The organism is [Roseibacterium] beibuensis (assembly GCF_039542305.1).
GTDB classification, from domain to species: domain Bacteria; phylum Pseudomonadota; class Alphaproteobacteria; order Rhodobacterales; family Rhodobacteraceae; genus Roseibacterium; species Roseibacterium beibuensis.
This window is the reverse complement of the sequence record NZ_BAABHW010000002.1, coordinates 565,333-591,327: the sequence shown is the minus strand read 5'-3', so window position 1 is coordinate 591,327 and position 25,995 is coordinate 565,333. Positions and strand designations below refer to the sequence as shown.

Below are 25,995 nucleotides of genomic sequence, written 5' to 3'. Positions count from 1 at the left end.
GAAAACTCGAGTTTTCCGTCTGTCACCCGGCCCGAACCGTGCGCGCAATTTCCTCGGCCAGCCGGTCATAGACCAGCCGCACGCGGCGGGAATTATGCACCTCGCGATGGGCGACCAGCCAGACGGGGAACCGCACCAGTGGGTCGACGCCAGGCAGCACGCGGGCCAGTGCCGGCTCGGCATCGCCCAGCCAGCCCGGTGCCGCGATCATGCCCACCCCGGCCTGCGCCAGCGCCCATTGCACATGGTGATCCTCGGTCAGGACGGGGAAGTTGTCGGGCGTCAGGCTGTAGCCCTGCTCGCCCAGAAGGCGCAGGTAGGTGTCGGTGGCATCATATCCGATGAAGGGCGCTTCGCTCAGGTCAGCCGGGCTCTGCACTGGCCCCAGCCGCGCGATCAGGTCGGGGGATGCGAAAAGCCACGCCTCGTCATGGGTCACCAGCCGCGCCGTCAGGTCGGGCTGCGTTGGGCGGACGTGACGGATGGCGATATCGGCCTCGCGCCGCATCAGGTCGCGCACGGCGTTCGAGGCGACGATGGTGATGCGCAATCCCGGCGCCTCGTCCCGCAGGCGGGCGATCACGGGCGGCAGGATATGGGCAGCATAAAGGTCCGAGGCGGTCACCGTGACCTCGCCCGCGATCTCGTCCGACTGTCCGCTCGCGGCCAGCGACAGGGCATTCGCCGCCTCGCCCATCGCGCGCACATGGTCGATCAGCTTCAGCCCCGCCTCGGTCAGGTCCATCCGCTTGCCCGCGCGGGTGAACAGCGTCACGCCCAGTTCTTCCTCGAACGCCGTCACTTGCCGCCCCAGCGTGGGCTGTGTCAGGCCAAGGGCGCGGGCGGCAGCGGACAACGACCCTTCCTCGGCGGTGACGAGGAAGGCCCGCGCGCGGGTCCAGTCGAAGGTGATGCTGCGCCAATCCATGCGAATGTGCATAACATGGATGCAATATTCGCCAATTCAATGAATGTATGTGCATGGGTATCTCCATCGCCAAGGCAGATGGCGATTTGAACAGGAGGCCGATCATGAAAGCGGCAGTTTATGAAAATTACGGACCGGCCGAGGTTGTGCAGATTACCGAGATGGCACGCCTAGACCCCAAAGCCGGTGAAATCCTCGTGCGCGTCGGCGCGGCGGGGGTGACGACAGCGGATTGGCGGCTGCGCGCGGCTGCGTTCCCCGGCCTCATCAGCAAACTGGCGGGTCGGCTGATGTTCGGCCTCTTTGCGCCGCGCAACAAGGTTCTGGGGTCAGACTATGCCGGCGAGGTGGTCGCGGTCGGCGCTGGCGTCACCGGGTTTCGGCCGGGCGACCGTGTCTTCGGCTTCGCCTCGGGCGGGGCGCATGCCGAGTACATTGCCGTGAAGGCCGAGGGCGCGGTTCTTACCACCCCCGCCGGGCTCACCGACACGCAAGCGGCGGCTCTGCCCTTCGGTGCGCAGGCCGCGCTCGAATTCCTCGACCGTTTCGCGCAGGTGAAACCGGGCGAGCGGGTGCTGATCGTCGGCGCTTCGGGCGGTGTCGGGGCCTATGCGGTGCAGATCGCCAAGGCGCTGGGCGCGCATGTGACGGGCGTGGCGAGTGGCGCGAACCGCGCGCTGGTCGAGGGGTTGGGCGCGGATGCCTTCGTCGATTACCGCGAGGTCGATCCCGCCTCCCTTAGCGGTCCGTTCGACATGGTGTTGGAGACCATAGGCGTGATGACTTACCCGACCGTGGCCGGGATGCTGGCCCAAGGGGGGCGTTTCGTGCCGCTGAATTTCGGGCTGGGCGATGTGTTTGCCATGCGCAAGGCAAAGCGGAACGGACATTCCGTGATCCTGAAGGTGAACGGCGACACGAAGGCCGGTCTGAAACGCCTGTCGGACATGATCGAGGCGGGCCGCCTGCGCCCGGTGATCGACCGCGTCTATCCCTTCGACCAGATCCACGCGGCCTATACCCATGTCGAAAGCCGCAGCCGCAAAGGGGCCGTGGTCCTGAAACTGCCCGGGGCCGCGCCCTTGCCCAAAGCTGGTTGAGAAAGAAAAAGCCCGGCATGGGCCGGGCTTTTCCACGGTCTTCAAGCTGAAATCATTCGACCCAGCGCACGCCGGTCAGGTCGTTGGCCTGCGTGGGCGAGTTTTCCCACAGACCTTCGATATTGGCGTTCGCGACCCCCGTCTTGGCCAGCTGGAACAGGAAACCGTTGACGAAATCCGCCGCGATCATCTGCTGGGCCTGCTGGTTCAGCTCGGTCCGCACGGCGGGGTCCGATGTCGTTGCCAGCTCTTCCATCAATGCCTGGAAGGCGTCGTTGTCGTATTGGAAGTAATACTCGGGATTTGCGTAGATGTTGATATCGGCAGGTTCGGTATGGCTGACGATGGTCAGGTCGAAATCATACCCGCGGAACACCTGTTCCAGCCACTGCGCCCATTCGAGGTTGGTGATCTCGGTCTCGATCCCGACCTCGCGCAGTTGCGCCGCGATGATCTCACCGCCGCGCCGCGCATAGGACGGCGGCGGCAGCATCAGCCGCAGGGTCAGGTCCGTCGCGCCCGCCTCTTCCAGAAGGGCACGGGCCGCGTCGGGGTCGTAATTCGAGTTGCCGGTCAGATCGACATAGTCGGGATTATGCGGGGCGAAATGCGTCCCGATGGGCGTGCCGTAGCCGAACATGGCCCCGTCGATAATGTCCTGCCGGTTGATCGCGTGGGTAATGGCCTGCCGCACCCGGATGTCATCGAGCGGCGCTTGGGCGTTGTTCATGGCCAGGATCGTTTCCCCCTCGGTCGAGCCGACGATGACCGTGAAGCGCGGATCCGCCTCGAAGGTCGACAGCGTCTCGGGCGCGGGGAAGTTCGGGAAGGCATCCACGTCACCCGCCATCATCGCGGCAAACGCGGCGTTCGGGTCCGAGACGAAGCGGAAGGTCGCGGCCTCCAGCGCCGGGGCCTCGCCCCAGTAATCGGCATAACGGGTCAGCTCCACCCGGTCGCCCTGCACCCATTCCGCGAACTGGAACGGGCCGGTGCCCACCGGGTTGGTCGCGTTGGCCTCGGCGCTTTCGGGCGCCACGATCACCGCGTCGCCCCAGGCCATGTCGAACAGGAACGCGCCATCCGGCCCATCCAGCGTGACGGCGACGGTCGTGTTATCCACCGCCTCGACCGAGACGATATTCGCAAAGAGTGACGGCTGCGCGTTGGTCGAACCTTCGGCACGCGCCCGGTCGAGCGAAAACACCACGTCTTCGGCCGTCATCGCGCTTCCGTCATGGAAGGTGACGCCCTCGCGCAGGTTGAAGGTGTAGGTCGTGCCGTCCTCGGAAATCTCCCAGCTTTCCGCAAGGCCGGGCACGACCGAGCCGTCCGGGGCAAAACGCGTCAGCCCCTCGAAGACGTTGGCATAAACCACCTCGTCGATGGCGGCGGCCGCGCCGCCGGTCGGGTCGAGGTTGGGCGGCTCAAGAACCATGCCGATGGTGATGTCGGTCTGTTGCGCAAGCGCGGCGCCTGCGGTCAGCGCGAGGATCGCGGCACCGGTGCGAAGCGAACGGATCATTTTCTGCGTCTCTCCCTTTGATGGCACGTCGCCGCATATTGCCGCGGCGCGATGCGAAAATCTTGGGGAAAATGCACCTTTTTGCGGGCAGGCGACAGCACGAGAATTGTCGCAATTCTGTCATACCGTGACTCGGAGAGAGAATTCTGGGTTAAGGTTTTCCTGCATCTGCATTGATTCGGGGGACAGATGAGCGTGCCAAGATCCGAAGAGATCCTTGCCGTAGCCAAGGAAAACGTCGCCGCCTTCATCCGCGATCAGGCCAGCACACGGTCGCTGACGCCCATCATCCGGACCCTCAATGACGACCTGCTCAGCGGGGACGAAACGGCGCGCGACATGGCCGCACGCGCCCTCGCGCATCTCGGGTTTCTCGAACGCGCCTGACCCGTCCGGCCCGCATTTCCTGACCATCCGCGCGTTCAAGCAGGCCGACCACGGCTCATTTCCCGTTCGGGCTGGCTCAGCCTCCGCACCCTGCGCCCGCGTGACGCGACCGGCTGGCCCTGACATTCCGCGAAAGAATCTCTTATATCAATGGGGAACCCAACAAAGGGATATCTCGCGGATGCTGAATCTGGGGCGCTTGTCGATCATTCTGCTTGTCGGGCTGAGCGTAGTTTACCTGAGCCTCTATTTCTACCTGCGTGCGGGCGCCAAGATGCAGCTCGAAGAGGACTGGGTGATGGAAGGCCGCCCCGGCGACCGCGACGACTGGGTCGCCGAACGGTTGGAACCCCGCGCCGCCAGCCTGCGAAAACGGCTTGTATTCCTCGTCTATGTCCTGCCCATCTGTGCCCTGGTTGTCACCGTGTACCTGACCAATTGAAGGATCGTTCCCATGCATTGGCCCCGGATCATCTTCCTGTCCTTGCTGGCCCTCTTTCTCGGGGCGCTCCTGCATTACACGCTGCCCCAGCGCGACATCGTGCGTGTCACCGATACAGAAATCATCCGGCAGGATTTCTCGGGGTGGAATCGCGTGTTTTACGCGCATGGCGATAGCGGTGGCGCCGACCCCGACAGCCGGGACTTGCGCCTGATCAACACGGTGCACGCCGATGGCGACGTGATGGTTTACCGCAACGAGGACACGGGCTTCGGCTGGCCGCCCTATTTCAAGCTCGACAGCGCCGACCTGCAGGCCGAGGCGGCGAACCTCGTCTCGAATTCCGAGGCCCCGCGCTGGGTCGCCGTCACCCATTACGGCTGGCGGTCGCGGCTGCTCACCACCTATCCCAACGCGATCAGCATGCGCGAGGTCGACGGCCCCGACGTGACCCTGATCCCCTGGCTCAACATCGTGATCCTGCTTGTCTTCGCCGGGGTCCTCTTCATGGCCTGGCGGATCTGGGAACGGTTCGAGGACCGGGTCATCGTTCCTATCGCCGACCGCACCGCCGTGCGTTGGGCCAAGCTGAAGGATTGGGCGGCAGGTCGCGGCTGATCCCGCCCTGTTGCATCTTTATCCTTCAAATATGCAAACCAGCGCCGAAAGGGGCTCAATGCCCCTTTCGGCGCTTTGCCGGGCGACGCGGCGAAGCCGCGGCGCAATCCCTCTCACCGTCACTCGCCGTAGGGCACCCAGATCGTCTTTACCTCGGTCGCGGCCTCGAGGAAGGCACGCCCCTCCCCATCGCCGCCCAGCCAATCCGGGTTGCCCTCGGGCGCCCAGACCCGCTTGAGGTTCCCGGCCGAGGCGGCGTCGATCATCGCCTGATCCGAGGCCGAGAAGTTCCACAGCGCGTCAACCTCCAGATGCCCGGCCAGCGCCGGGGCAAGATCGGCCGGATCGCCCGTCACGATATTCACCACACCGCCCGGCACGTCCGACGTATCGAGCACTTGGTACAGGTCCGTCGCGGCCAGGGGGTAGGGGGCGGATGGCACCAGCACCACACGGTTGCCCATCGCGATCGCGGGCGCGATCAGCGACACGGCCCCGAGCAGCGGCGCCTCTTCCGGGGCCAGCGCCCCGATGATGCCCACGGGCTCGCGCATGGCCATGGCCACGCCCCGGATCGGCACCGATTTCACACCGCCGTCGAACTTGTCCGCCCAGGCCGCGTAGGTGAAAAGCCGCGCGATCGAGGCCTCGACCTCGGCTTCGGCCCTGGCCGCGCTGGTCGTCGTCAGGGCGCGCAGGCGCGCGGCGAACTCGTCCGCGCGGGCCGACAGGTTCTCGGCGATATAATACAGGATCTGCGCGCGCAGATGCCCGGTGGTCCTGGACCATCCGGCAGCCCCGCGCGCGGCCTCGACCGCGTTGCGGATGTCCTTGCGGTTGCCCAGCCCCGCATGGCCCAGCAACTGCCCGCGCTTCGACCAGACAGGCCGCGAATAGCCGCTGTCGGGCCGCGCCTGCTTGCCGCCGACATACATCTTGGCGGTGCGGTCCAGCCCCGGCGCCTCGACCGTGTCGGGGGCGGGGACCGGCGCGACCGGCTTGCGCGGGGTCAATTTCGCCTTGGGTTTCAGGTAGGCCGACAGCCCCTCCCACCCGCCTTCGCGGCCAAAGCCCGATTCGCGCACCCCGCCAAAGGGCGCGGCGGCGTCGAACAAGTTGGTCGCGTTCACCCAGACCACGCCAGCCGCCAGTTTCGGCGCGATGTCGAGGGCGAGGTTCAGGTTCTCGCTCCAGAGGGTCGCGGCCAGCCCGTAACGCGTGTTATTGGCCAACTCCACCGCCTCAGACGGCGTGCGGAAGGTGGTGGAGACGAGCACGGGCCCGAAGATTTCGTCCTGCATCAGTGGCGCGGCGGGGCTGAGCCCGGTGATCAGCGTCGGCGGGTAGAAACAGCCCTGCTCGGGCATCGGCACCTGCGCGCGATAGACCTCGCCTTCGGTATTGGCCTCCACCATCCGCGTGATCGTCTGGTGCTGGACCGGGTCCACCAGCGCACCCACGTCGATGCATTTGTCCAGCGGATCGCCGACGCGCAGCTTGTCCATCCGTGCCTTCAGCCGCGCGTGGAAATCCTCGGCGATGCTTTCCTGCACCAACAGGCGCGAGCCCGCGCAGCAGACCTGCCCCTGGTTGAACCAGATGGCATCTACCAGCCCCTCGATCGCTGAATCGATATCGGCGTCGTCGAAGACGATGTAGGGGGATTTCCCGCCCAACTCCAAGGTCAGGGATTTGCCCGACCCCGCTGTCGCCTCGCGGATGCGGCGGCCCACGGCGGTCGAGCCGGTAAAGGCGATCTTGGCCACGTCCGGGTGGGTGACCAGCGCCTCGCCCGTCGCGCCATCGCCGGTGACGATGTTCACGACGCCCTTGGGCAGCCCCGCCTCGCGGCAGATATCGGCGAACAGCAGAGCCGTGAGCGAGGTGTATTCGGCCGGTTTCAGAACCACCGTGTTTCCGGCGGCCAAGGCAGGCGCGATCTTCCACGCCAGCATCAGCAGCGGAAAGTTCCACGGGATGATCTGACCGCAGACACCCAGCGGCGCATGACCGGGCATCTCGCTGTCCATCAACTGGGCCAGACCGGCGTGATAGTAGAAATGACGCTGCGCCAGCGGCACGTCGATATCGCGGCTTTCGCGGATCGGCTTGCCGTTATCGAGCGTCTCCAGAACCGCGAAAAGCCGGGCGTGTTTCTGCAACAGCCGCGCCAGCGCGTAGAGGTATTTCGCCCGCGCATGGCCCGGCAGTTTCGACCATTTCGAAAAGGCCTTGGCCGCGGCGGCGACCGCGACCTCGACGTCATGGGCGCTGCCCTGGGTCAGCCGGGCAATCTCCTCGCCGGTCGCCGGGTTTTTCGCGGCGAAGCCCTGCCCGGCATCGGTGAACCCACCATCGATGAAATGCCCGAAATCGGGGCCGCGCGTGGCGATCCAGTCGCGCGCCTCCGCGTCGCTTTCGGGCGCGGGGCCATACTCCATCGAGTCGAAGATTTCGCGGGTCGTCATGTCATGGTCCCCTGAAGAGGATGATGAAGATCACGGCGGCGAGGATCACCACCGCAGCCCCTTTGCGGATCCGGGCGCGCTGCGCGATGGCGGCATGGGCGCGCAGATCCTCGGGGTAGTCGGCATTGGCACGCGACAGCGCGTAGAGTTCGGAAAACCGCTGGCGTTGGGACTCCGTCAGCCCGGCTTCCGAGGCGCGCTCCTTCCGGTGCTCGGACAGGCCCATCCAGATCACGTAGATCGTCATGATCAGCAGAACGATGGTATTGAAACTGATCGTCATGGTCTGGCCCGGTCCAATCTGCCCCGCTCATCCCATCGGATGCCGGTAGCTGGCCGAATACTGGCCCGTCACGTGATGTTCCAACTGCCGCTCGATATCGCCAAGAAGCGACGACGCGCCAAAGCGGAACAGGTCGGGTCGCAGCCAACGGTCGCCCAGTTCTTCCTTGATCATGCTGAGGTAGACCAGCGCGTCCTTGGCCTTGGAGATGCCGCCCGCGGGCTTGTAGCCCACCTTGAACCCGGTCGCGGCCTCGTAGGCGCGGATGGCGCGGATCATGGTCAGCGTCACGGGCAGGGTCGCGTTCACGCTTTCCTTGCCGGTCGAGGTCTTGATGAAATCGGCCCCGGCCATCATGCACACCAGCGACGCGCGGGCGACATTCCGCAACGTCCCCAACTCGCCCGTGGCAAGGATGGCCTTGACATGCGCCTCGCCGCAGGCAGCGCGGAACTCGGCCATTTCATCGTAGAGCGCCTGCCAGTTTCCGGTCAGGACATGGCGGCGGGAAATCACGATGTCGATCTCTTTCGCGCCGGCCTTCACGCTTTCTTCGATCTCTTTCACCCGCAGGTGATAGGGCGACAAACCGGCAGGAAACCCGGTGGAGACGGCAGCGACGGGAATGCCGGTGCCCTCCAGCGCCTCGACCGCTGTCGGCACCATCTCGTGATAGACGCAGACGGCCCCGGTGGTGAGGGCCGGCAGGCCAAGCGCGTCGAGGATATCGGCGCGCACCGGTTGGCGGGCCTTGGCGCAGAGGCGCCGCACCCGGCCCGGCGTGTCGTCGCCCGCCAGCGTCGTCAGGTCGATCAGCGTGACCGCGCGGGCCAGCCACGCGGCCTGATAGGCCTTTTTCACGCTGCGGCGGCCGGGCAGGGTGGCCGCACGGCGTTCGATGGCCGAGGTATTGGCCTGCACCCGCGCCACCCAGTCGAGGTCCAGCCCCGTGCCCGCGTTTCGCGGCAGGTGAAGTTGCGGCAACTGGTCGGACGGGGCGGTCCGCACGCTGGCCTCCGTGGCGGTCTGAGCTTCGGTCATCTGGTGTCGCGCAGGCTGGGAAGTGTCGGCGAAAGCGTGTCACGGGTGGCCTGCGAAGGCAAGCTTGACCAAACGGTCAAATCTCACCGCAGAACGCCACATCGTGCAAGTATAGAACCCAAGATCAGGTCTCGATCGGGCGGGCAATCCGCATCTCGAACCGGGTCGTGACCGCGTTCAGCGCGCAACCGATTGGTGCCCGAAGCCGTGGCGTGCAGGCGCAGCGACCGGCGGTTCTCCCTGTTCACGTCCCGCGATCCGAAGGTCTCGGGTTTCCACGCCGCACCCCCCACTCGCCACGGCTTGCGCAAAGCAGCAGGTCGCAACGGCCCTGCAGATGGCCTGAACGAAAACGCCCCGCGCCGTGGTGAGGATATCGGCGCGGGGCGGGAATAACGCCGCCGGTGAGGGGCGGCGTATTCGGTGTTCAGACGGTGTCAGAGTTTGGTGGGCCCAGCCTCCAGCACGTCTTCCAGCGTGCGCAGCCCGGTGCTCGGCGCCTGCACGAGGACGGACATGTTCCCCGGCTTGTGCTCGTTGCGATACATCTTGGTATGCGCGTCGGGCAGTTCCGACCAGGGGAAGACCTCGGACATGCACGGGTCGAGGCGGCGCTCCACCATCAGCTTGTTGGCGGCGGCGGCCTGTTTCAGATGCGCGAAGTGGCTGCCCTGCAAACGCTTCTGGTGCATCCACATGTAGCGCACGTCGAAGGTGCAGTTGAACCCGGTGGTGCCGGCGCAGATCACGACCATGCCGCCCTTCTTGCAGACCAGCGTCGAGACCGGGAAGGTCGTCTCGCCCGGGTGTTCGAAGACGATGTCGACATTGTTGCCCTTGCCGGTGATGTCCCAGATCGCCTTGCCGAACTTGCGCGCCTCGGTGAACCATTCCTTGTATTCGGGCGTGTTCACGGTGGGCAGCTGGCCCCAGCAGTTGAAATCCTTGCGGTTGATTACGCCCTTTGCGCCAAGGCCCATGACGAAATCGCGCTTGTCCTCGTCCGAGATCACGCCGATGGCGTTGGCCCCGGCCGTGTTGATCAGCTGGATCGCGTAGGACCCAAGGCCGCCCGACGCGCCCCAGACCAGCACGTTCATGCCGGGCTTCAGCTCATGCGGATGGTGGCCGAACAGCATCCGGTAGGCGGTGGCCAGCGTCAGCGTGTAGCAGGCGCTTTCTTCCCAGGTCAGGTGCTTGGGGCGCGTCATCAATTGCTGCGCCTGCACACGCGTGAACTGCGAGAACGACCCGTCCGGCGTCTCGTAGCCCCAGATCCGCTGGCTGGGCGAATACATCGGGTCGCCGCCGTTGCACTCCTCGTCGTCGCCATCGTCCTGGTTGCAGTGGATCACGACCTCGTCGCCCACCTTCCAGTTCTTCACCTTGTCGCCCACGGCCCAGACGATCCCCGAGGCATCGGAGCCCGCGATGTGGTAGTCGGCGCCGTGCCCGTCGAAGGGGCTGATCGGCTTGCCCAAACCGGCCCATACGCCGTTGTAGTTCACGCCCGCGGCCATCACGAGCACCAGCACCTCGTGGCTGTCGATCTTGGGGGTCTCCACCACCTCGACCTGGAAGGCCTCGTGCGGTTCGCCATGGCGTTCGCGGCGAATGGCCCAGGCGTACATCTGTGCCGGGACATGACCCATCGGGGGCATTTCGCCCATCTCGTAAAGGTCTTTCTTGGGTGCGTCGTACTCGGCAGTCGCCGGGTTGCTGTCGAGTGCCATGGGCGGGCCTCCTCCGTTTCCACGGCGATGCCGCAACGCGGAATCGCCTTCTTGCTGTTGCAGCAAGACATAGAGATGGCCGCGCAACAAAGCAAACGGGAAAATGCAGTTCTGCGAAATATTATGTCGCAGCGGTTTCCGCGCTCCCGCTTTCAGGCCGTGTCGGGCTGGGCAATTCGTCCAAAAGATGCGCCACGGACTGGGCGTAGAACGCGACGATGGGCCGTCCGGGGTCGGTCACCTCGATTCGGTCGCCCGCCACCTCGACCATGCGGCGCTCCATCAACCCGCGCAGACCCACCTCGACCGTATAGTCCGTGTCATCGCGCGGCACGTGAACGGTCACCCCGGTGCGCTGCGCCTCGGCGATCTGCGCCTCGATCCGCGCCGTCAGCGCGGCGCGGCTGGTCACGCCGTCGGCCAGCGCATGGGCGACCAGCGGCACCGGCGTCACCGGCATCACCTTGGCGATGCGCCCTATCAGTTCGTCCCCAAGTGCCGCGGCATCGTCGCGATGCGACGTGGCCAGGAACTCTGTCAGGCTCAGCGGATCGCCGAAACTGACGGCGGCGTATCCGTAACGATGGAACCGCCCCGTCAGGCGCAGCCAGATCTGCCGCCGCAGGTAGCGATAGATCGGGCGGACCGAGAAGCGGAATCGCCGCGTGCCATTCAGATGCGCGTCGATCAGGTTCCGGTCCTCCATCACCCGGTCATAGTTCAGCGCCACGGGCACGAAGACCACGTCGCGCGACTGACCCGGGTCGAACCCCTCAAGGATGTAAGAGATCAGCCCCAGCTTCGGTTTGCCCAGGCCCCCCGTTCGGCTAAGCCCGCCTTCGGGAAACACGGCCTGCGTCACGCCCGCCTCGGTCGCCATCTGGACGTAGCGTGCCAGCACCTTGCGATAGAGCGCATTGTTATAGCGGCGGCGGATGAAATAGCCGCCCATCGCCCGCACCAATTGCCGCAGCGGCCAGACCCGCGCCCATTCCCCCACCGCGTAAGCCAGGGCCGAGCGTTCGGCCACCAGCCACGTGACCAGAACGTAATCCATGTTCGACCGGTGGTTCATGACGAAGACCACGGTCGAGCTGTGGGGGATCGCCTCGAGCGCCGGATCGTTCGCATGGGCCAGCCGCACCCGGTAGAGCGACTGGCTCAGGAACCGCGCGACACGGATGGCGAAGCCGAAATAGGTAAAGGCCGAGAACCCCGGCACGATTTCCCGCGCGTAGCGTTCGGCCTTCTGAAACGCCACGTCCTCGCGGATCCCGTTCTCATGGGCATGGTCGGAAATGGCCTGCGCGACCTCGGGGTCGTAGATCAGGCGGCGCACCGTATCCATGCGCCGCGCCAGCTTGAAGGGCTGGATCGGGCGCGCCAGCCGCGAGTTCAGCCGTTCCACCGCCGACTCCAGCCGGCGGCGCAGGAACCAGCGCACCGACGGAAACAGGAAATGCGAGGCGAAGGTGACCGCGGCAAACAGCAGGATCAGGATGAACAGCCAAAGCGGCAGGGTGACCGGGGTCGTCATGTCGGGCAGGCTGTCAGCATTGGGCGTTCAAGACAATCACTTGTGTGACTCCGGAATATGGGCGTCCTGCACGGTTTGTTAAGCTTTGCGTGGTAGAAACGACCTTCGCCGCGGGAAACCTGTGCTTGCCGCGATGCAGCGAATTGACAGAGACAGATTATTTTCAATATATCGCCTTGGACGCAATGAAATTGCTATTTGCTGATTCAGGAGGCCCGCCCGTGACCGCCCAAGACCGTGACAAGCCCTGGCTCATCCGCACCTATGCGGGCCATTCCACCGCCAAGGCGTCGAACGCACTCTATCGCGGCAACCTCGCCAAGGGGCAGACGGGCCTGTCCGTGGCCTTCGACCTGCCCACCCAGACGGGGTATGACAGCGACCACGTTCTCGCGCGTGGCGAGGTGGGCAAGGTCGGCGTGCCGGTCTGCCACCTGGGCGACATGCGCACGCTGTTCGACCAGATCCCGCTGGAACAGATGAACACCTCGATGACGATCAACGCCACGGCGCCGTGGCTGTTGTCGCTTTATATCGCGGTGGCCGAAGAACAGGGCGCCGACATTTCCAAGCTTCAGGGCACGGTGCAGAACGACCTGATCAAGGAATACCTCAGCCGCGGCACCTATATCTGCCCGCCGAAACCCTCGCTGCGGATGATCGCCGACGTGGCCGAGTACTGCTACACCAACGTGCCCAAGTGGAACCCGATGAACGTGTGTTCCTACCACCTGCAAGAGGCCGGCGCGACGCCGGAGCAGGAACTGGCCTATGCGCTGGGCACCGCGATTGCCGTTCTTGATGAATTGCGCCCCCGCGTCCCGGCCGAAGACTTCCCGCGCCTTGTCGGGCGCATTTCCTTCTTCGTGAACGCGGGCATCCGCTTCGTCACCGAGATGTGCAAGATGCGCGCCTTCGTCGATCTGTGGGACGAAATCTGCGCCGAGCGGTACGGCGTCGAGGATGCAAAATACCGCCGCTTCCGCTATGGCGTTCAGGTGAACTCCCTCGGCCTGACCGAGCAGCAGCCGGAAAACAACGTCTACCGCATCCTGATCGAGATGCTGGCCGTGACGCTCTCGAAGAAGGCCCGCGCCCGCGCCGTGCAACTGCCTGCGTGGAACGAGGCGCTGGGCCTGCCGCGCCCCTGGGATCAGCAGTGGTCCATGCGGATGCAGCAGATCATGGCCTTCGAGACCGACCTTCTGGAATATGGCGACCTGTTCGACGGCAACCCGGTCGTCGATGCCAAGGTCGAAGAGTTGAAGGAAGGCGCGCGCGCCGAACTGGCCAACCTCGAGTCCATGGGCGGCGCTATCGCCGCCATCGACTACATGAAGTCGCGCCTGGTCGAATCGAACGCCGACCGCGTCGGCGGGATCGAACGTGGCGACACCACCGTTGTCGGCGTGAACAAGTTCACCCAGTCCGAACCCTCGCCGCTCATGGGCGAAGATGGCGGCATCATGGTCGTCGACCCGGGCGTGGAGGCCGACCAGATCGACCGCCTGAATGCCTGGCGCGCTGAGCGGGACGAAGACGCCGTGCAGGCCGCCCTTGCCGATCTGCGCAGCGCGGCCGCCGAGGGGCGCAATGTCATGCCCGCCTCGATCGCCGCGGCCAAGGCCGGGGCGACGACCGGCGAATGGTCGGGTGTCATGCGCGCGGTCCACGGCCAGTATCGCGGCCCCACGGGCGTGTCGAAATCGGTGTCGAACAAGACCGAGGGTCTGGATGACATCCGCGCCGCCGTCGATGCCGTCAGCGACAGCCTCGGCCGCCGGTTGAAGTTCCTTGTCGGCAAGCCGGGCCTTGACGGACATTCCAACGGCGCCGAACAAATCGCGTTCCGTGCGCGCGATTGCGGCATGGATATCTCTTACGAGGGTATCCGCCTGACACCTGCCGAAATCGTCGAGGCCGCGAAAACAGAAGAGGCCCATGTGATCGGCCTTTCGATCCTGTCCGGCAGCCACATTCCGCTGATCCGCGAAGTCATGGATCGCCTGCGCGCAGAAGGGCTCGATCATATCCCCGTTCTGGTCGGCGGCATCATTCCCGACGACGATGCGCAAACGCTTTTGGGCTATGGCGTGACACGGGTTTATACGCCGAAAGACTTCGAGTTGAACCGCATCATGATGGATATCGTGACCGTGGCCGACCCGAAATCCATAGCGGCCGAATAAGCCACCTATAATCGATCGGCTCCTTGCGTTAACCTTTTGCCTTGCCCTTGCGCCTGAAAAGGCGCATGGCTGTGGATAATTAAAGGAACTGCGCAAAGGACCAATAAAATGGCCAAGACCCTCGAAAAGATGTCGCTTGAAGAGTTGAAGGCCCACCGCAAAGAGGTGGATGCCGCGATTGTCAATTTCGAGAAACGCAAGAAACAGGAAGCGCTGATCGCCGCTCAGAAAGCGGCACAGGAACACGGTTTTTCGCTCGACGAAATCCTTGGCGCAAAAGGGGCAAAGACCAAGGTCAAAGGCGCCCCGAAATACGCCAATCCCGCGGATGCCAGCCAGACCTGGACCGGACGGGGCCGTCAGCCGCAGTGGATCAAGGACGCTTTGGCCGCGGGCAAGTCGCTGGACGATCTGGCGATCTGATCCATGACCATCCATATCGGCGCAAAGCCGGGTGAGATCGCGGAAACCGTTCTCATGCCCGGCGATCCGCTGCGCGCGAAATGGGCAGCGGAAACCTTTCTCGAAAATCCGGTCTGCGTGAATGAAGTGCGCGGGATGCTGGGCTATACCGGCACCTGGCGGGGTAATCGCGTCACGATCCACGGATCGGGCATGGGAATGCCCAGCCTGTCGATCTATGCCAACGAATTGATCCGAGACTATGGCGCGAAAACGCTGATCCGGATCGGCTCGGCCGGCGCCATGCAGGAGAAGATCAAGCTGCGCGATGTCGTTCTGGCGATGACATCGTCAACTATTTCGACTCCCTCGAAAGGGTTCTTCCGCGAATTGAATTTCGCCCCCTGCGCGGATTACGACCTGCTTGAAGCGGCGAATGCAGCGGCGAAGTCCAAGGGGATCTCCACGCATGTCGGGGGGATCTATTCGGCGGATGTCTTTTACGACGAGCGCCCCGACCTGAATGAACAGATGACGCGGCATGGCATTCTCGCCGTCGAGATGGAGGCGGCCGAGCTTTACACCGTCGCCGCCCGCTATGGTTGCCGCGCGCTCGCCGTGCTGACCATCTCGGACCATCTGCTGACGCATGAGGCGCTGCCCTCCGAGGATCGGCAGTCGTCTTTCTCGGACATGGTCGAAATCGCGCTGGAGGCGGCGTTCCCGTCGGCCTGAGCCAGAACGGATAAAGAAACGGGGCGCATCTTGCGAGGCGCCCCGTCCTTGTTCAGATCACCACCACGTCCAGCGGCGGGAAGCCGTTGAACCCGATCGAGGCATAGCTCGACGTGTAGGCCCCGCAGGCGCGGATCAGGATACGGTCGCCGGCCTTCAGACCCAGCGGCAGGGACACGGGCCGCTTTTCATAAAGCACATCGGCGCTGTCGCAGGACGGTCCGGCCAGGATGCAGGGGCCCATCGCCTCGTGATCGCGGTCGGTGACGAACTGGTAGCGGATCGCCTCGTCCATGGTTTCGGCCAGCCCCGAGAACTTGCCGATATCCAGCATCACCCAGCGGTGCAGGTCGTCATGTGACTTGCGCGAGACCAGCAGCACCTCGGCGGCGATCAGCCCGGCCTCGGCCACGAGGCCACGGCCCGGCTCTGCCATGATGCGGGGCACATCGCCGAAGCGCTCGGCCACCAACTCGGCCACGCGGGCGGCATAGGCGGTCGGGTGCGGGATGTCGTCGCCGTAGAAGGCCGGGAAGCCGCCGCCGATATTCAGCAGGTCAAGGGCGAACCCGGCATCCTGCGCGTCGTGCCAGGTTGCGGCGATCTGGTCGAGGATCGGCGCCCACATGATCGGGTCGCGCGTCTGGCTGCCGACATGGAAGGACAGGCCGACCGGGCGCAGCCCGAGCGCACGGGCCTCGGCCATCAGTTCCAGCGCGACGTCATGCGAGGTGCCGAACTTGCGGGTCAGCGGCCAGTCTGCGCCGGAGGCTTCGACCAGCAGGCGGATATAGACCTGCGCGCCCGGGGCGTGGGCGGCGATCTTTTCCAACTCTTCGCTGGCGTCCGCGGCAAAGATCTCGACCCCGACGGCATGGGCAAAGGCGATATCGGCGGGTTTCTTGACCGTGTTGCCAAAGGAAATGTGCTCGGCATGGGCGCCGGCGGCAAGGCACAGCTCGATCTCGCGGCGCGAGGCGGCGTCGAAATGCGAGCCGATGGCGGCCAGACGCTCGAGGATCTCGGGCGCGGGGTTGGCTTTGACGGCATAGTGGATCGCGGCGCGGCCAAGACCGGCGGACAGCGCGTGGTACTGCGCTTCGACGCGGTCGATATCGAGGATCAGCGTCGGGCGTTCGAACGCATGCAGGCGCGCGAAGGCTTCGAGGCGAGAAGATACGGGTGCAGCGGCCGAAAGGCCGGTAAACGTAGCAGTCATGGTCATCTCCGATAAGACCGGTGGCCCGAATGGGCCGGCTCAGTTCCAAAAGGAGACGTTACCGTCGCTACGTAACTGCGGTGGTTGGGCCCGTGGGGCTTGCCACCCGTGACAGAGGCGCGTGCGTTGGCGTCCGTAAACGCGCACATGGGACCAAATGTGAGTCGACGCAAGAGATTTCATGCGCCTCGATGACAATTTTTTCGGGGCGCGTTTTCCTGCAGGAAAACGGCAAGGAATTCTTCAGAATTCCTGTACGAAAAACCGGAGTTTTTCGGTGCCTCACCGACCGTGGCTTCGGTCGTAGCCGTTCACGGGCGGCGGGGTGTGGCCCGGTGTGGCGGCACAGTCGAATACCTCGACCAGCAAGGGATGGCACGGCGCGGTGTCGCTGGAATGCTCGGCCCCGCAATCGCCGCCCGGGCAGGCCGACAGCGCACCCAGCAGGTCGATCTCGGCCAGAAAATCGATGTGGTCGCCGGGGAGCACGGGGCTGGCCTTCATGAAATACTGCCCGGTGTCACGGGTAAAGCCGGTGCACATGAAGACGTTCAGCACGTCATGGACATGGCGCTCGGCCTCGGCCAGCGGCAGGCCGGTTTCATCGGCCAGCGCGCGGGTCAGGTTGGAATGGCAGCAGTGGTGATACTGTCCGCCAGACAGAAGGTTGTGGGTGTAGGGATCGCAGCGCGTGCCGATCACGTCATGGACCGAGCCGCCGAATTCGTCGATCCCGTACCACTCCAGCGTATCGGCGACGATGGTGGCCATGGGGCGCAGGGCCGGGAAGCTCGACCACAGCCGGTCGCCGGTCGTCACGTGGGTCCCGTGCAGCGCGCGGGTTTTCCCCGAGTAGAACCGGTCCGACAGATCGGCTGCGTTCCACAGGTTCAGGTCGCCCACCTGCGGCCCCTCGACCGAGGTGATGCGAAACACCTGCCCGGCGGCAACGCGGAAACAACGCGCCTCGCGCGGGGGCACCAGAACCTCGGCCTGTTTCACCAGCCCTTCGCGGGCGGCGGCCATGACCGCCGGGTCGGGCGCGGGCAGCGTGTCGACCGGGTAGCAGATCACCGGCGCGATGGCGCGGCGGGCCTCGGCATCAGCCGGGGGGCTGGGCGGGGTCTGGGGCATCCTGTGCGGGCTCCTGCGTCTTGCCGAACGAGGGTTTGCGCGGCGCAGCCGTGGCGGGGCCGGAGCAATCCTCGTTTCTCGTCGCATACATGGTCAGGGCCGGCGCGAGGAAGGCAAGGGTCGATCAGGCCGCGGCAGGAAGGGGCAGGTCGATATACTCGTTGCCTTCCAACTCGGGCTGCTTCTCGGGGGTGTAATAGGCCCAAGCCTCGTCGAGAGCCGAAAGGGCTTCGGCGGCGGCGATCTGTGCGGGCGTGTCCTGGTGCTCGGTCATGGTGCCTCTCCGGCGTGATCAATGACTCTCCCTCGCCGCGCAAAGTATGCCTCGGTGGACCGTTGTACATCCGACAGTTCGGCAATACCGCCATGCACAGGGCGGGAGCCTGACCCAAGGTAAGGCGCTGGTGCCCCGCTCAAAAAAAACGCCCCACCGGTTGGGCGGGGCGATTCGGGATGTCATGGGGATGACGCGATCAGAGCTGCCGCTCGACCATCATCTTCTTGATCTCTGCGATGGCCTTGGCCGGGTTCAGACCCTTCGGGCAGGTCTTGGCGCAGTTCATGATCGTGTGACAGCGGTAGAGCTTGAACGGATCTTCCAGGTCGTCCAGACGTTCGCCCGTCGCCTCGTCGCGGCTGTCGATGATCCAGCGATAGGCATGAAGCAGCGCGGCGGGCCCAAGGTAGCGGTCGCCGTTCCACCAGTAGCTGGGGCAGGAGGTCGAGCAGGACGCGCACATCACGCATTCATAAAGACCGTCGAGTTTCTTGCGATCCTCGATCGACTGGCGCCACTCGTGTTCGGGGCGCTGCGTCTTGGTCTCCAGCCAGGGCATGATCGAGGCATGCTGCGCGTAGAAATGCGTCAGGTCCGGGATCAGGTCCTTGACCACGGGCATGTGGGGCAGGGGGTAGATCTTCACGTCGCCCTTGATCTCGTCCATGCCGTAGATGCAGGCCAGCGTGTTGATCCCGTCGATATTCATCGCGCAGGACCCGCAGATGCCCTCGCGGCAGGAGCGGCGGAAGGTGAGCGTCGGGTCGATCTCGTTCTTGATCTTGATCAGCGCGTCCAGAACCATCGGCCCGCACGTGTCCATGTCGACCCAGTAGGTGTCGACGCGCGGATTTTCCCCGTCATCGGGGTTCCAGCGATAGATCTGGAACTTGCGCAGGTTCTTGGCGCCCTCGGGCTTGGGCCATGTCTTGCCGGTCTTGATCCGGGAATTCTTGGGCAGGGCCAGTTCAACCATAATGCTTTCTCCGGTCTCGGTCCGTCGGGCGCGTCAGTAGACGCGCGCCTTGGGCTTGATCTTGTCGAGGTCGATGCCGCCCTCGTTGTGGCCGATCAGCGGGTTCAGGTGCACCGGGCGGTAATCCAGCTCGACCTTTTCGCCATCGACGACGGCCAGCGTGTGCTTGCGCCAATTGTCGTCGTCGCGGTCCGGGTAATCCTCGTGCGCGTGGGCGCCGCGGCTTTCCTTGCGCGCCTCGGCCGAGACGATGGTCGCCATCGCGTTGGGCATGAGGTTGGTCAGCTCCAGCGTTTCCATCAGGTCCGAGTTCCAGATCAGCGACTTGTCGGTCACGTGCAGGTCGTCGAGCTTGGCCGCGACGCCCTTCATCTTCTCGACCCCCTCGGCCAGCGTCTTGTCGGTGCGGAAGACGGCGGCGTCGGCCTGCATCGTCTTCTGCATCTCAAGGCGCAACTCGGCGGTCGGCGTGTTGCCGTTCGCGTGGCGGATGTCGTCGAAGCGCGACAGCGCGTAGTCGAGCGAGGCGCGCGGCACGTCCGGCGTCGCCTCGGACGGGTCCACCACCTCGGCCGCGCGGATACCCGCGGCCCGCCCGAACACCACGAGGTCGATCAGGCTGTTGGAGCCGAGGCGGTTCGCCCCGTGCACCGAGGCACAGCCCGCTTCGCCCACGGCCATCAGGCCGGGCACGATCGCGTCGGGGTCCTTTTTCGTCGGGTTCAGCACCTCGCCCCAGTAGTTCGTGGGGATGCCGCCCATGTTGTAATGCACCGTCGGCAGAACCGGGATCGGCTCTTTCGTGACATCGACGCCGGCAAAGATGCGCGCCGATTCCGAGATGCCCGGCAGGCGCAGGGCCAGCGTTTCAGGCGGTAGGTGGTTCAGGTGCAGGTGGATGTGGTCCTTGCCCTCGCCCACGCCGCGGCCTTCGCGGATCTCCATCGTCATGCAGCGGCTGACCACGTCGCGCGAGGCGAGGTCCTTGTAGGTCGGGGCGTAGCGTTCCATGAACCGCTCGCCTTCCGAGTTGGTCAGGTAGCCGCCTTCGCCGCGCGCACCCTCGGTAATCAGGCAGCCCGCGCCGTAAATGCCGGTCGGGTGGAACTGCACGAACTCCATGTCCTGAAGCGGCAGGCCCTGGCGCGCGACCATGCCGCCGCCGTCGCCGGTGCAGGTATGCGCCGAGGTGGCCGAGAAATAGGCGCGGCCATAGCCGCCCGTGGCCAGCACGACCATCTTGGAACGGAACACGTGCAGCGTGCCGTCATCCAGTTTCCACGCGACGACGCCGACGCAGCGGCCATCCTCGGTCATCAGAAGGTCGGTGGCGAAATACTCGATGTAGAATTCCGCGTTGTTCTTCAGCGACTGGCCATAGAGAGTGTGCAGGATGGCGTGGCCGGTGCGGTCGGCGGCGGCGCAGGTGCGCTGCACCGGGGGGCCTTCGCCGAACTCGGTCGTGTGACCGCCAAAGGGGCGCTGGTAGATCTTGCCCTCTTCGGTGCGGCTGAAGGGAACGCCGTAATGTTCCAGCTCGTAGACAGCCTTGGGCGCTTCGCGGGCGAGGTATTCCATCGCGTCCGTGTCGCCCAGCCAGTCCGACCCTTTCACGGTGTCGTACATGTGCCAGTGCCAGTGATCCGGCCCCATGTTGCCGAGCGATGCGGCGATACCGCCCTGCGCGGCCACCGTGTGGCTGCGGGTCGGGAACACCTTGGTCACACAGGCGGTCTTGAGGCCCTGTTCGGCCATGCCGAGCGTGGCGCGCAGGCCAGAGCCGCCCGCGCCGACGACCACGACGTCATAGTCGTGCTCGGTGATGTCGTAGCTTGCTGTGGAAGCCATGTCTTTCATCGCGAGAGGTCTCCTGTGTCAGAGCGCGATTTGCGCCAGCGCGACGATGCCCGCGGCCGCAAGGCCGTAGCTGACGATCGTCATGGCGATGATCCAGATCTTGCGGGACAGCCCGCCGACGTAATCCTCGATCAGCGTCGTCACGCCGAGGCGGAAATGATGCATCCCCACCACCAGGAAAGCGGCCACGATCAGCGCGGGCATCGGACGTCCGAGACTGGCCACCACGTCCTCGTGGCTGGCGCCGATAAGCGGGCCCATGATGGCGAGAAAAAAGGGCAACAGGACCAGCAGCGCCACCGAGGTGACGGTCATGGTCCAGAAATGATGCGTGCCCGTCTTGGCGGAGCCGAGGCCTTCGACACGCTTGCGGTCGGTCATGTATTGCATGGCGTGGTCCCCCTCAGACGGCGATCAGCGTGATGATGGTCAGCAGGACCGACCCGATCAGCATGGCCCAACCCATCTTGTCGGCGGTCTCGACCTCGAGGCCGCGGCCCGTGTCCCAGATCAGGTGCCGGATCCCGCCAAGTGCGTGATACCAAAGGCCCAGCACCGACAGCGACATCACGACGTCACCAAGGAAAGAAGTGATGAGCCCGTCCACCGTGTCGAAATAGGCTGCGCCACTTGCGGCCGCGATCAGCCACCAGACGATCAGGAAGGCCGAGACCAGCATCGCGTTGCCGGTGATGCGGTTCAGGATCGAGGTGATGGAGTTGAGCTGCGGGCGGTACACCTGCAGATGCGGCGACAGCGGGCGGTTGCCGCGATTCACGTCGGCCATGGCGGACACCCCTTTCGGTTTTGCTTTGGTCGGGTCGTTTGGCCTTTATCCATAGCGGGTTTTGCCGAACTGTCACGCTGAATGGCGGGAATTCGAGGTCAAATTCTGGGTCTAAACGCCGCAATTTTCGATTTGTGATCACGAATTTTCGGCGTGTGATCACGAAAAGGCCCGCCACGGCGATCACGCGGCGGCGGGCTCGTTTGCGAGAGACTCGGCTCAGGCGACGCCGCCCACGACTTTCAGAACGGCCACGAGGGTCCAGAGCGCCAGGGGCAGGCCCATGAACCCGGCCCCGGCTGCGAGCGACGGGAATGTGTCGATGCCGTGATGGATGAAGGCGGCCGCGACCGAGGCGCGAAGCAGCCAATGGGCGGCGGGAATGGAGGGAAGCGACAGGGCGGTCGAGCCGCTGCTATTGGTGGTGATGCTGGACATGCGCGTTCCCCAGGTTGGGTCGCGTTGACGCGACGGGAGACGGCGCAGGCAGAACCTCAGCGCAACGCGCCGGTTCTGTGCAGAAGCCCGGAGGAGAGCGCTGGTCGGAAAACTCGAGTTTTCCGTCCGGTTTTCTGCAGAAAACCGATCCCAGCCTCAGGCGGGCATCAACGCCCAGTAATCGAGGTCGAGCAGGACATGGGGCAGGTATTTGCCGTCTTCGCCCTTCAACTGTCCGGCCATGCCGCCCTCTTTCACGGCCACCAGGCGCAGCCGGATCGCGCCCACACCCGGCGCGGGCGTCTCGGCGATATCCAGCACCTCGGACCAGGCGCGCACGGTATCGCCCGCGAAACAGGGGTTGGTGTGGCTGCCGCCGTTGATCGCGACGAGGCATTGCGCATTGGCCAACCCGTTGAAGGACAGCGCGCGGGCCATCGACATGACGTGCCCGCCATAGATCAGGCGCTTGCGGTCGGCGCGCGGGGTGGCGTCGAAATGGGTCTTCGACGTGTTCTGCCACAGGCGCGTGGCCATCATATGCTCGGCTTCCTCGATGGTCACGCCATCGACATGGTCGATGACCTCTCCCACTTGGTAATCCGACAGGCGATGCGGCTCGCCCGCCTGCACGAAATCATAGGCCGAGAAGTCGATCCCGCCGGGCAGGACCAATTTTTCCGGTGCGACCGCCGGGGCCAGATCGGGCACCACTGTCTCGGGCGCGGGTGCGTCGAGGTCGCGCTTCTTCACCATCACCCAGCGGGCAAACTCCATCACCGCCAGACCATGCTGGTTGCGCCCCGTGGTGCGCACATAAACAACGCCCGTCTTGCCCGAACTGTTCTGCTTCAGCCCGATCACTTCCGAGGACGACCGGATCGTATCACCGACATAGACAGGGCGCAGCCAGCGCGCTTCGGCATAGCCGAGGTTCGCCACGGCGTTCAGCGACACGTCGGGCACCGACTTGCCGAAAACGATGTGAAAGGCCGCCAGGTCATCCAGCGGGCTTTCCGGCAAACCGCAGGCGCGCGCGAACTCGTCCGAGGAATAGAGCGCGTGCCGCGCCGGGTAGAGCGCGTGATACAAAGCCCGCTCGCCGCCGGAGACCGTGCGCGGCACCGCATGTTCGATCACGTCGCCAACCGTGTAATCCTCGAAGAAACGGCCGGGGTTGGTCTTGGCCTGCGGGCCTGCATCCTTGGGCATGAGTTCACTGCGCTCCCAGTTTCATGTCGGGGGAATAGGGGGTGTCCACCTCTTTGGTGACGGCCTGCCCGCAGCGCATCACGCCGCGGGCCGCGTCAAAGGCGTATTGCGGGTCGCCATGAAGCGCCCACCCTTTCGAGATCGCCTCCGACACCTTGTGGCAGAAGGCCGACGTGTCATCTTCGGTCAGGAAGCGATAGAGTTTCATGCGCCACTCATCGGCAGGGGATAGTAGCCAAGCCAGGTGTGAACCACGGCGATCACGCCAAACAGGACCACGGCCACGACCAGCGCGATCAGGTCATTCCTGGCGCTGGCATTGGCGGGCCGCTCCCAGGTCGGTTCGGCCTTGTTGATCAGGATCACCGACAGCACGGCCCAAGCCAGCATCGCGCCGAAAAGGATAATCGAGGCGAGATCGCCGTTCACCAAAAGGTGCGCAATGGCCCAGCTTTTGACACCGGTCAGTTGCTTGTGACGCACGCGCGCCGACATCTTCCCCGGAATGGCAGACAGCGCGAAGAACCACAGCCCGATCAGCACCAGCAGGTTGTTGATGTGGATCATGAAGCTGGGCGGCGACCAGACCGTGACCAGCGCCGCCGAGCGATAACCGATCACCATCAGCACGATCGAGGCCAACAGCACCACGGCCATGACCCCTTTGCCCGCGTTCTCGCCCATCGCGGCCCGTTTGGCCGGGGCCAGGCGTTTGAACAGGTGCCCGCCGATCCAGAGCGCGATGCCGAGAATGAGTAGTAGGTAGCCCATGGTAACCTCTCCGATGCTGCCGAACGACATGTCCCGCGGACCTGACATGGCAGGCCGCCGCAAGCAAGATGTCAGGCGGCCTCGGCGGCCTCCAATTCGGCAATCGCCCGGGCCTTGGCAAGCGTGGCGCGGGCCGTGTCGACATGCAGGTTCTCGACGATCTTGCCATCGACCACGGCCACGGCCTGACCCTCGGCCACGGCGTCTTCGTAAGCGGCGATCTGGCGGCGGGCGAGGTCGATCTCGTCGTCCGAGGGGGCAAAGACCTCGTTCGCGATGCCGACCTGCGCGGGGTGGATCACCGTCTTGCCGTCGAACCCGAAATCGCGGCCCTCTTCGCATTCGGCGCGCAGGCCCTCTTCGTCGCGGAACGCGTTATAAACGCCATCGACGCAGACGATGCCATGGGCACGCGCCGCCAAAAGGCAGGTCTGAAGCGAGGTCAGCATCGCGCTGCGCGTCCGGCTGCCCAATTCCTTGGCCAGATCGTTCGTGCCCAGGATGAACCCCGCCATGCGCGGCGCCTCGGCGATATGCATCGCGTTCAGGATGCCCATCGGGGTTTCCATCATCGCCCAGATCGTCGTGTTCGCGGTCTCGGGGTGGGCGTCCAGCCGGTCGGCCAGTTTCTCGATATCGGTGGCCTTGTTCACCTTGGGCACGAGAATCGCCTGCGGCCCGATCGCGGCAATCGCATCGAGGTCGTCATTGCCCCATTCCGTGTCGAACCCGTTGATGCGGACAAGCTGGGCGCGCGGCCCATAGCCGCCAGCCGCCAGCGTCTCGGCCAAGAGCTTGCGGGCATTCGGCTTTTCCTCGGCCGCGACGGCATCTTCGAGGTCGAAGATGATCGCGTCCACGGCCATCGTCTTGGCCTTTTCCAGCGCCCGGGGCTTGGACCCGGGAATATAGAGAACCGACCGGTACGGGTGCGCGCGATGTCCCATGAGACCCTCCGCATATCATTGTATGCCAACCATTGGCGCGTCAGGAACCATGCTGCCGACGCGAAATCAAGTTAAAAATGCCGCACTGCAGAAGAAACATTGTTGCGCAGCCGGTCGGGCGCCATCAGGTCAGCCCGTCGAACAACAGCTTGGCCCCGGTGGCCGTCAGCCCGAGATAGGTGACAAGGAAAAAGGCCCGTTCGGGAATCAGGCGATGCGCCTTGACCCCGATCCACGTGCCGACCAGCGCGAAGGGCACCATCGCGGCGCTGACCCCGAGGGTCGAGAGGGTGAACAGCCCGATCGCCGTGTAGATTCCCGCCTTGATGGCATTCACGACCCAGAACACGATCACCGTCGTGGCCTGGTATTGCGTCTTCCCGATGCCTTCCTGCGACAACATGAAAACGGCCAGGGGCGGCCCGCCTGCATGGCTGATGAACGAGGTGAACCCGACGGCCAGGCCGGAAACCAACCCGGCCTTCGCGTTGAACGGTTTGGGTTTCGGCGAAACCCAGCCCCGCGCCCGGGCCAGTTGGAACAGCGGGAAGGCCACGGCCACCAGCCCGATCAGCACCCGGATCACATCCGCCGAGACCACCGAAAACAGCGCCGCGCCGATCGCCATTCCCGGCAGCGAGCCGAGGATGACGACCTTGGCGGAGGGCGTGTGCCACTTGCGCCAGTAAGGTCCGAGCGTCGCCAGATCGATCACCATCAGCACCGGCAGCATCAGCGCCAGCGCCGTCGCCGGGTCGATCACGATGGCGAGAATCGCGGAACTGGCAAAGCCGAGACCCGCGCCGAAGCCGCCCTTGGACACCCCCGCCAGAAGCGCCCCGAGCGCCGCGATGACGAACACCCAAATTTCGGGCATCGGTTTCCTTTCCTGCGGGATTTCAGGCGCTTGATGCCGGATTTCCCTGTCCCCCGGGGCGCTTTGATCCGCCGCCGCGCGGCAGCAGGCTTGCACGAGGCGGGGCGGGCGG

The 25,995-nt window shown here is 64.9% G+C and carries 27 protein-coding genes; 7 read left to right on the top strand and 20 right to left on the bottom strand.

The genetic code is table 11. From position 1 onward, the window contains the following. Positions 1-22 precede the first annotated feature (22 nt). Positions 23-928, bottom strand: coding sequence for a LysR family transcriptional regulator (locus ABD923_RS09390; protein ID WP_259550395.1), 906 nt, complete (start codon positions 926-928; stop codon positions 23-25). 104 nt (positions 929-1,032) lie between these two features. Here ABD923_RS09390 and ABD923_RS09385 point away from each other — a divergent pair, with 104 nt between their 5' ends. After that, on the top strand, positions 1,033-2,028 hold the full coding sequence (locus ABD923_RS09385; RefSeq protein WP_259550394.1) for an NAD(P)-dependent alcohol dehydrogenase: 996 nt from the start codon (positions 1,033-1,035) through the stop codon (positions 2,026-2,028). A gap of 52 nt (positions 2,029-2,080) precedes the next feature. Here ABD923_RS09385 and ABD923_RS09380 read toward each other — a convergent pair whose 3' ends face one another. Then, complete coding sequence (locus ABD923_RS09380) at positions 2,081-3,553, bottom strand: ABC transporter substrate-binding protein (protein WP_259550393.1); 1,473 nt, start codon at positions 3,551-3,553, stop codon at positions 2,081-2,083. Positions 3,554-3,742: 189 nt separating this feature from the next. Between ABD923_RS09380 and ABD923_RS09375 the strand changes: the two genes are divergently transcribed. The 3 genes from ABD923_RS09375 (at position 3,743) to ABD923_RS09365 (ending at position 5,000) form a co-directional block, all read left to right on the top strand. Further along, positions 3,743-3,940, top strand: a complete 198-nt coding sequence (locus ABD923_RS09375) for a hypothetical protein (protein ID WP_222190965.1) — start codon at positions 3,743-3,745, stop codon at positions 3,938-3,940. 181 nt (positions 3,941-4,121) lie between these two features. After that, entirely contained in the window at positions 4,122-4,382 is a 261-nt protein-coding gene (locus ABD923_RS09370; protein ID WP_259550392.1) for a hypothetical protein, read from the top strand. Positions 4,383-4,394: 12 nt separating this feature from the next. Beyond that, positions 4,395-5,000 (top strand): DUF1523 family protein, encoded by a 606-nt coding sequence (locus tag ABD923_RS09365; protein WP_259550391.1) that lies wholly within the window; start codon positions 4,395-4,397, stop codon positions 4,998-5,000. 119 nt (positions 5,001-5,119) lie between these two features. Here the strand turns inward: ABD923_RS09365 and ABD923_RS09360 are convergent, their stop codons facing one another. The 5 genes from ABD923_RS09360 to ABD923_RS09340 all read right to left on the bottom strand — a co-directional run bounded on the left by ABD923_RS09360 (position 5,120) and on the right by ABD923_RS09340 (position 12,062). Next, positions 5,120-7,468, bottom strand: coding sequence for an aldehyde dehydrogenase family protein (locus tag ABD923_RS09360; protein WP_259550390.1), 2,349 nt, complete (start codon positions 7,466-7,468; stop codon positions 5,120-5,122). 1 nt (position 7,469) lies between these two features. Next, positions 7,470-7,751, bottom strand: a complete 282-nt coding sequence (locus ABD923_RS09355; protein ID WP_259550389.1) for a hypothetical protein — start codon at positions 7,749-7,751, stop codon at positions 7,470-7,472. 27 nt (positions 7,752-7,778) lie between these two features. Next, a complete protein-coding gene (gene deoC / locus ABD923_RS09350; RefSeq protein ID WP_222190970.1) occupies positions 7,779-8,792 on the bottom strand; it encodes a deoxyribose-phosphate aldolase in 1,014 nt (337 codons plus the stop codon). Positions 8,793-9,229: 437 nt separating this feature from the next. Then, positions 9,230-10,525, bottom strand: coding sequence for a crotonyl-CoA carboxylase/reductase (gene ccrA / locus ABD923_RS09345; protein ID WP_259550388.1), 1,296 nt, complete (start codon positions 10,523-10,525; stop codon positions 9,230-9,232). 121 nt (positions 10,526-10,646) lie between these two features. Beyond that, a complete protein-coding gene (locus ABD923_RS09340) occupies positions 10,647-12,062 on the bottom strand; it encodes a 1-acyl-sn-glycerol-3-phosphate acyltransferase (protein ID WP_259550387.1) in 1,416 nt (471 codons plus the stop codon). 221 nt (positions 12,063-12,283) lie between these two features. Here ABD923_RS09340 and ABD923_RS09335 point away from each other — a divergent pair, with 221 nt between their 5' ends. The 3 genes from ABD923_RS09335 to deoD all read left to right on the top strand — a co-directional run bounded on the left by ABD923_RS09335 (position 12,284) and on the right by deoD (position 15,388). Then, a complete protein-coding gene (locus ABD923_RS09335) occupies positions 12,284-14,251 on the top strand; it encodes a protein meaA (protein ID WP_259550386.1) in 1,968 nt (655 codons plus the stop codon). Positions 14,252-14,359: 108 nt separating this feature from the next. Further along, entirely contained in the window at positions 14,360-14,674 is a 315-nt protein-coding gene (locus tag ABD923_RS09330) for an H-NS histone family protein (protein WP_259550385.1), read from the top strand. A 3-nt stretch (positions 14,675-14,677) separates the two neighbouring features. Beyond that, positions 14,678-15,388, top strand: coding sequence for a purine-nucleoside phosphorylase (gene deoD / locus ABD923_RS09325; RefSeq protein ID WP_259550384.1), 711 nt, complete (start codon positions 14,678-14,680; stop codon positions 15,386-15,388). A gap of 52 nt (positions 15,389-15,440) precedes the next feature. Here the strand turns inward: deoD and ABD923_RS09320 are convergent, their stop codons facing one another. From ABD923_RS09320 to ABD923_RS09260, 13 genes are all read right to left on the bottom strand, one after another. After that, positions 15,441-16,607 (bottom strand): type III PLP-dependent enzyme, encoded by a 1,167-nt coding sequence (locus tag ABD923_RS09320; RefSeq protein ID WP_259550383.1) that lies wholly within the window; start codon positions 16,605-16,607, stop codon positions 15,441-15,443. 282 nt (positions 16,608-16,889) lie between these two features. After that, complete coding sequence (locus tag ABD923_RS09315; RefSeq protein ID WP_259550382.1) at positions 16,890-17,741, bottom strand: urea carboxylase-associated family protein; 852 nt, start codon at positions 17,739-17,741, stop codon at positions 16,890-16,892. A gap of 124 nt (positions 17,742-17,865) precedes the next feature. Beyond that, positions 17,866-18,015, bottom strand: a complete 150-nt coding sequence (locus ABD923_RS09310; RefSeq protein ID WP_259550381.1) for a hypothetical protein — start codon at positions 18,013-18,015, stop codon at positions 17,866-17,868. Positions 18,016-18,214: 199 nt separating this feature from the next. Beyond that, positions 18,215-18,994 carry a succinate dehydrogenase iron-sulfur subunit gene (locus ABD923_RS09305; RefSeq protein ID WP_259550380.1) on the bottom strand — a complete coding sequence of 260 codons (780 nt, stop codon included), beginning with the start codon at positions 18,992-18,994 and terminating at the stop codon, positions 18,215-18,217. 33 nt (positions 18,995-19,027) lie between these two features. Next, positions 19,028-20,842, bottom strand: a complete 1,815-nt coding sequence (gene sdhA, locus ABD923_RS09300; protein WP_259550379.1) for a succinate dehydrogenase flavoprotein subunit — start codon at positions 20,840-20,842, stop codon at positions 19,028-19,030. 27 nt (positions 20,843-20,869) lie between these two features. After that, entirely contained in the window at positions 20,870-21,241 is a 372-nt protein-coding gene (gene sdhD / locus ABD923_RS09295; RefSeq protein ID WP_259550378.1) for a succinate dehydrogenase, hydrophobic membrane anchor protein, read from the bottom strand. A 13-nt stretch (positions 21,242-21,254) separates the two neighbouring features. Continuing rightward, complete coding sequence (gene sdhC / locus ABD923_RS09290; RefSeq protein WP_222190981.1) at positions 21,255-21,638, bottom strand: succinate dehydrogenase, cytochrome b556 subunit; 384 nt, start codon at positions 21,636-21,638, stop codon at positions 21,255-21,257. 219 nt (positions 21,639-21,857) lie between these two features. Then, complete coding sequence (locus tag ABD923_RS09285; RefSeq protein WP_259550377.1) at positions 21,858-22,076, bottom strand: hypothetical protein; 219 nt, start codon at positions 22,074-22,076, stop codon at positions 21,858-21,860. 156 nt (positions 22,077-22,232) lie between these two features. Continuing rightward, positions 22,233-23,288: a MaoC family dehydratase gene (locus tag ABD923_RS09280; RefSeq protein WP_259550376.1), complete on the bottom strand. Its 1,056-nt coding sequence runs from the start codon at positions 23,286-23,288 to the stop codon at positions 22,233-22,235. A 4-nt stretch (positions 23,289-23,292) separates the two neighbouring features. After that, positions 23,293-23,496 (bottom strand): DUF1737 domain-containing protein, encoded by a 204-nt coding sequence (locus tag ABD923_RS09275; protein ID WP_259550375.1) that lies wholly within the window; start codon positions 23,494-23,496, stop codon positions 23,293-23,295. Next, on the bottom strand, positions 23,493-24,089 hold the full coding sequence (locus ABD923_RS09270) for an NnrU family protein (RefSeq protein WP_345229457.1): 597 nt from the start codon (positions 24,087-24,089) through the stop codon (positions 23,493-23,495). Before ABD923_RS09270 ends, ABD923_RS09275 begins: the two co-directional genes overlap by 4 nt. A gap of 41 nt (positions 24,090-24,130) precedes the next feature. Next, positions 24,131-25,006 (bottom strand): HpcH/HpaI aldolase/citrate lyase family protein, encoded by an 876-nt coding sequence (locus ABD923_RS09265; protein WP_259550373.1) that lies wholly within the window; start codon positions 25,004-25,006, stop codon positions 24,131-24,133. Between the two features lie 124 nt (positions 25,007-25,130). After that, the gene (locus tag ABD923_RS09260; RefSeq protein WP_259550371.1) at positions 25,131-25,883 is read right to left on the bottom strand and encodes a sulfite exporter TauE/SafE family protein; all 753 of its coding nucleotides are present in this window, start codon (positions 25,881-25,883) and stop codon (positions 25,131-25,133) included. Positions 25,884-25,995 lie beyond the last annotated feature (112 nt).